This window comes from Marseilla massiliensis (assembly GCF_016899955.1).
In the GTDB taxonomy this organism is placed as follows: domain Bacteria; phylum Bacteroidota; class Bacteroidia; order Bacteroidales; family Bacteroidaceae; genus Prevotella; species Prevotella intestinigallinarum.
The window spans coordinates 80,447-86,675 of sequence record NZ_JACJJL010000019.1; the positions used below are offsets into that span (position 1 = coordinate 80,447).

5 protein-coding genes are annotated in these 6,229 nt (G+C 55.7%); 1 reads left to right on the forward strand and 4 read right to left on the reverse strand.

Features of this window, described 5'->3' with window-relative positions; genetic code table 11:
- Nucleotides 1-113 precede the first annotated feature (113 nt).
- From H6B30_RS11415 to H6B30_RS11425, 3 genes are all read right to left on the reverse strand, one after another.
- Nucleotides 114-770 (reverse strand): hypothetical protein, encoded by a 657-nt coding sequence (locus H6B30_RS11415; protein WP_205110710.1) that lies wholly within the window; start codon nucleotides 768-770, stop codon nucleotides 114-116.
- A 125-nt stretch (nucleotides 771-895) separates the two neighbouring features.
- Nucleotides 896-1,636, reverse strand: a complete 741-nt coding sequence (locus H6B30_RS11420; protein ID WP_239483920.1) for a hypothetical protein — start codon at nucleotides 1,634-1,636, stop codon at nucleotides 896-898.
- Nucleotides 1,637-1,789: 153 nt separating this feature from the next.
- Nucleotides 1,790-3,367 (reverse strand): hypothetical protein, encoded by a 1,578-nt coding sequence (locus tag H6B30_RS11425; protein WP_205110711.1) that lies wholly within the window; start codon nucleotides 3,365-3,367, stop codon nucleotides 1,790-1,792.
- A 1,021-nt stretch (nucleotides 3,368-4,388) separates the two neighbouring features.
- Here H6B30_RS11425 and bla point away from each other — a divergent pair.
- Complete coding sequence (gene bla, locus H6B30_RS11430; RefSeq protein ID WP_205110712.1) at nucleotides 4,389-5,294, forward strand: class A beta-lactamase; 906 nt, start codon at nucleotides 4,389-4,391, stop codon at nucleotides 5,292-5,294.
- Between the two features lie 93 nt (nucleotides 5,295-5,387).
- On the opposite strand, the gene H6B30_RS11435 is transcribed toward bla, so the two are convergent.
- The gene (locus H6B30_RS11435; RefSeq protein WP_205110713.1) at nucleotides 5,388-5,813 is read right to left on the reverse strand and encodes an HIT family protein; all 426 of its coding nucleotides are present in this window, start codon (nucleotides 5,811-5,813) and stop codon (nucleotides 5,388-5,390) included.
- Nucleotides 5,814-6,229 lie beyond the last annotated feature (416 nt).

Sequence of the window (6,229 nt, forward strand, 5' to 3'; positions counted from 1 at the left end):
TAACAGTTTATTTTGATAATAAGCTATTGTATCTTCAGACAGCCCGACATAAGGCCATGCCCTACTGCGGGCATGGCCCCAAGCCAAGATGTAACCATGTGGCGGAACAATGGTCAATCATCCAACGACACGGTGCCGTCGGGATTGACATTGACATCGGCCGTGTAATATACATTCACCACCTTGCCGGCGCTTTCCTCGGTCTCCTTACCGTCTTCGGTGAAACCGATGGATATGGATTTCTTTATCGAACCGACTTCGGCTTCGTTTACACCCAGCGACAACTTCTCCGGAAGCACCTCATTCATGTCGAAAGACCTGACCGACTTGAATGTGCATCCCTGCGGAACGAGCTTCTTTGCCTCGGTGATGTATTTCTCCAACTGAGCCGGGTCTATCTCCGACAGCTCTATGCCCTTCAGCTTTTTGTAGTCAATGTCATTGAAAGACATGCTTTTTTCGTCCATGTCGCCCACAGTGCCGTCGGTATAAAACGTCTGTTTGAACGTCATGTTGTCGGGATTGACCATCGTAAGGTTAACAAACAACATGCTGTTGGTCAGTTCTCCTTTCTCGCAGAAAGACATAGCCACTATCTTAAACCGCTTCTGGTCAACCTTTTCTTTCAGCATATCTATCAACTTGGCATACGACTCGGCCTTGTCCATAGGATATTCTTTTTCTTTCACAAGCGACCCGATGTCGCCCTTGCACGCAGCCAACAGCACTACCATGCAGAACATAACCATTGAATTGATCACTCTCTTCATTTTCATGGATTTTAAAGTTAATATTTTATTTTCTAAAACTACGCCATCACTCGCAACCGACAATGCCCTACGGTGGGCCACAGCCGCCACATCCGACATGATGAAGGTGAAAGCCGGCCGTGCCGTCAGGCTGAGGGCCAGGCATATAGGTCGGCAGGGATGCACCTGATGGTGCCTTCCCAGCAGAAGTGGGGCACTATGCCGTCGGTGGGAAGATAGCCATTTGGCAACTCCCTGTCGTCGATGTCGAGCCGGCGCACAAATGCCGTTGCCCCCTCGGCCACGGCCTCCGGCAGAGCCATCTCGCCACGGTCGCCCTCGTCGGCAATCATGTCGATGATGCGCTCGCACCCCGGTGCCACGCGCTGCTTGCCCTCGCTCATGTTCCTCAGGGCCAGGGCCACCCGGCTCACCCACCCTGCGTTGCAGGCATGGGCGTCGTCTGTGGCATACACGCCAACGACTGTGTGTGTCGAGGCATCGTGTTTCTCGCCCTTCCATGCCTCGTCCGGGGCTTTGACCACGCCGACATACACTATCAGCCCCTCGGTGTACTTGCGCAGCCACTTTATCTTTCGGAACCAAGGCGCCCTGCCGGCCATCCTCTTGAAAAACTGGGTTTTCATGCTGCGGGGTATCGCCACATAGGGCGTGAGCCTTTCGAGCGATGTGGGATTGTTCCACCTCGCCCTGTCACGCCTCTGCTGTTCGGCTTCGCGTGCCCTGCGTTCCGCCAGCTGTTCGCGGTATGCACTCACGTCGAGCCCTTGCGCCTCGAGCTTGTCAAGGTCGTTCTCGGTCATTTTCCTCTCCCATTCAGATGCAGCATACTTAACAACTCCCATAGCTATACCATGTCTGAACATTCACCTGTCAGCTTGATTGCCGTACCACACTTGCCTCCATCGGGGCCGCCCCCGGTGCCACAGGCGCGGGCACCCCACAGCGGCAAGCCGCCGTCCGGGATGCCCGCCCTTCTGCTTAGAGCCGAGCCATGGCTTATGGCGCGGGCCGAAGTATCATCTGACCACCTGCTTACGTGTTACAACGCTTCCGTCAGGCATGGTCGACTTAACCACATACAGTCCGCCCTGCGGCGAGCTGACGCTGCGCCCCTGCAGGTCGAAGTATTCAGTGCGCACGGGCGCTGTGGCGGCATCGGTGCGGCCTATGCCCGTTGCGGCCATCCACCATGTGATGCCCGACTCATTTGTCACGCCATCCACCGTGTAAACGCTCTGTATGCCCAGCCCGTCGACATTCTCCTCGTAGAGGTAGAAGCGGTGGTAGTCGCCGTAGGCCAGCGGGAAGTCGTAGTCGTCGGAGAAGTTGTAAAATACCAGGCTCATGGGCTGCTGCAGCTTTACATACTTGTCCGTGGTGAAGGTGTACACCGACTCCGGGCCCATGTAAACTCTGTACGACAGCCTGTTTGCGCTGATAGGGTTGCCGTCGACATCCTTGCTTGGCAGGTTGAACTTCACCTCCCGCCCAAACGACGGGCTGTAGCTGCCCACATCGTAGAACTCGGGTGCAGCCGGCACGGCCGGCTTCAGGTCAACGCGCGAGTATGTGGGGTGGAAATAAGCCTCCAGCAACTTGCCTCCAGTGATGTCGGCAGTGATGGCATAGAGGCAGTCGTCGGCCGATGTTATTGTGCCGGCGGCCTCGTCGAAGGTAAGCTCAATCTTGTCTGCCAAGTCGAGGTGGGTGCCGTCTTCGGCCTGGCGCAGCTTGCCCGGCACGAGGAAGTAGTGCAGGCCCCACGATTCGTCGGCCCCGACATACTGCGGCTCAACCACTATGCGTCCGTCGGCATAGCTTCCCTTTATCCAGTAACCCTTGCCGGGGTTCTCCGGGTCGCTGATGTACGCGGTGTTGCCGTCGATGGCCACCTCGGCCTGCGCCGACAGTTTCTCGTTTTGCCGCGTGGTGTAATCAAAGCCGTAAGGCTTGGGTGTGAGCCCCTCGGGCAGTGTAGTCAAGTGGTAAGGGCTGGGCATCACTGTCAGCTCGCTGACGCCTGTGCCAAGGAAAGTGCCTCCCCTGAGCACAATGCCCAGCAGGGCCTTTGGGTTACCGAACGTCTCGCCCTCGGCCCTCTGCTGCCTGAGCACGCCTTCGCTGTAGGTGAAATAGATGTCGGTGTCTACCGTGCCGTCTTCCTTCACGTCGGGCAGAACCTGGGCAGAGCCGCCGTCGTAGCTCACAGCCATCCTCATCACGTAAATCATGTCGCCCTCGTCATAGTCTATCGCCTGCGGCGTATGGGCCACGTAGCGCCCGTCGCCCACTGGCTCGAGCTTGAGGTAGGAGTTCGAGCGGTAGCCCGGTATGGGGTTCAACACATACAGGTTGCCGTCGGCACCCTTTACGTATGAGGCTATTCCGTTGTAGGTCTGCTGCATGTATAGGTTTCCCGAGTCGTAGATTAAAGAGAAGTTCTTGCCTATGACGTCGGTAACGTCCTCTCCGTCGGGCTTGTCATAAATGATGTCCGACTCTCCCGGCCATGTCACCTGTGCGGCCGACGGTGCCTGGGCATTGGCAAAACATGCCATTGCCATCAGTCCAATACCAAGTAAAGTTTTCTTCATACGATGCTGTTTTGTGAGGCAGGCCTGCTTGCGGGTAGCGCCAAGCCCACCGGGGTTAATACTTTGCTGTTGCTAATCGGCTGTCGATGGGCGCCCAAACAGGGTTACGGTTGCTCTCATCGGCCGTACATTTGGATGCTGTTGAATCTCTATGCCGTTTTTAATGTATGTAGAGCGACAAGGCGCCACCAAGCCCCCTGGGCCACAGATAAACACGGGGCGGCATCATTTCCCCCTACTTTACGGCGGTCAAAAATGAAAAGCGCCATGCCACAGCCGGATTGTGGCCGGCGCCCCATCGTGACCACTGCCTGTCACTCTTGCTAATTACAAATCCATTAAACGCTCCCTTTTGCCTTACTCCCAGTGGCATCACGCCATGCAGATGCAGCCTCCGGCTTGCTGCACCATGGGGGTCAGGACATAGGCCCGCCGGCCTTAAGCTTCTCTTTAACAAAGGATTTCTGCATGAGATGCCCGGGAGCCAAACAACTACTGTAATCCCCTACTGATGAAACACAGAGGATAGGGTACTTGCTGTCAACCAAAACCATTCTAAACCTACTTTCCATTTGCATCTGACAAGCTGAGCTCACGAAATAACTCGCTCGCAAATATAACGATTTTATGTGTTAACGGAAAATAATTTTTATTCAAATATTGCATTTGAACGGTCATTTAACATACTTTGTATGCGTTTATTCGCATTTCGTATATAAAATAAAACGAAACAAACAAGCACTTTTATACACTTATTTACATCCATTGCAAGTTGTCATGACGTCCGCTTAATGTGGCGGAGACGAAGGTGATGTTGCGCCAGATGGATGTGCGCGTCAACAGGCCACCACCACGGCATGGCGGCGATGGCTGGCGGCGGCAGGCAGGTATGGGCCCGCCGTTTACAAAATAATTGTACAACGCGATGAAAATAACGGCCGGGCGTTGGCCGCATTTGAAATATTTCGTAACTTTACCAACTGTAAACCAGAACAAATCGGTGACAATAACTACAGTTGGAATGAAACACTACAGACATGGAACCTGCCTGTGGCAGCGACTGGCTACGGCCGTCGTGGCAGCCTTGTGCGCCCATGCGGCTTGCGCCTCAACGCTGGCCGAGCGCATCGACTCTATAATTGGGGACAAAAAGATGACGGTGGGCGTGGCCGCGGAATACGCCGACATGCACTTCGTGCTCAACGACTCGGTGCGCTTCCCGCTGCTCAGCGTATTCAAGACCCACGTGGCCATGGCCGTCACGGCAAGGATGCAGATGGACGGGATAAGCCCCGACAGCGTGGTGCACATTGACAAGGGGCGACTGAAGAAAGACACCTACAGCCCGCTGCGGCAGAAACACCCCGACAGCGACATTGACATAACGATAGCCGAACTGATGCGCTACAGCGTGGCCGAGAGCGACAACAACGCCTGCGACATCCTGATTGACATGGCAGGAGGCATAGACTATGTTGACATGTACATCAGGAGCCTCGGCGTCAGCGGTTTCAGCATTAGCGAGACTGAGGCTTCGATGCACGCCGACAGGCAGCTATGCTATGCCAACTGGAGCTATCCACAGTCTATGCTCGACGTGCTGAAGGTGGTGTTCGCCCCCGGCGACACCCGGTTTGCGCTGCTGCGCGGCATCATGCTCGGCACGTCTACCGGGCGCGACAAGATTCCCGCCGGTGTACCCGAGGGCATGGCAGTGGCCCACAAGACCGGCAGCTCCGACCGCATAGGCGGCATCAAGGCAGCCGACAACGACGCCGGAGTGGTGATGCTGCCCGGGGGCAACTGCTACATAGTGGTGTTCATAATGGACTCTGCCGAGACTGACAGCACCAACGCCGCCACCATTGCCGCCATCACCCGGGCTGTGCTGGCCGAGGCCGGGTGCGATGGCTCTGCCAAGCAATGAGCCAGGCAAAGGCAATCCGCCGCCGATGCGGGCCAGGGTGGCTCGCTCCGGCGGCGGATTGTGCTGTCGTCAACGCTTTGCAGCGGCCTGCGCTCAGAGTTCCTTGCGCAGGGCCTCGGCCATGCTCGCATACTCTGCCTCGGTGAGGTAGGTCTGCTGAGGGTTCATGCGGAACACACCCCCGAAGTCGGGGCCGCCCACATACTTGGGAACGAGGTGGAAGTGAAGGTGCTCGAGCGTGTCGGCGTATGCCCCGTAGTTTATCTTGTCCGGGTTGAACACCTTCTGCATGGCCCGCGTAACGCGCACCACGTCGCTCATGAACGCATTCCGGTCATCGTCGCCGAGCAGGTTTATGTCGTCTACATGGTCTTTGTAAGCCACGAGGCAACGTCCGCGGTATGTCTGCTCCTTGAATATGAAAACACGCGAAACGCTCAGTTCCGCCACTTCAATCATAAGGTTGTGCAACGTCTCATTGCTCTGGCAATAGAGACACTCCTTTGGGTCACTCTTCATAATAATATCGTTTAAATGGATTAAGTAGCTGTTCAAAATTAACCGATACAATATACCTTGCAGGTGTCCTCCATATCTTTGCCACCATCTTGTGTGCTATTTGATGGCAATTAATTTTGAACACCTACTTAGTTTCGTAATTCGTCACAAAAATACGAATAAAAAACGGAAGCGGCAAGCCTTTTGCCAACAAATGTGGCGGGCCGGCGGCGCCGTGGTGGCAGCCGTCTGCAAGGCCCCCGCAATAGCTCAGCCGCCGGCATCGAGCAGCCGCTCCATGGCGTCGACTATGTAAGGCTTCCACCCGGCGAGCAAGTCGGCAAACGTCTCGCCGTCGTCAAGCAGCACCGTACGGCACAGGTTGCCGGCCACAAACGGCATGGTGAGCATCGAGTAGAACGTCAGGAACAGGTAGC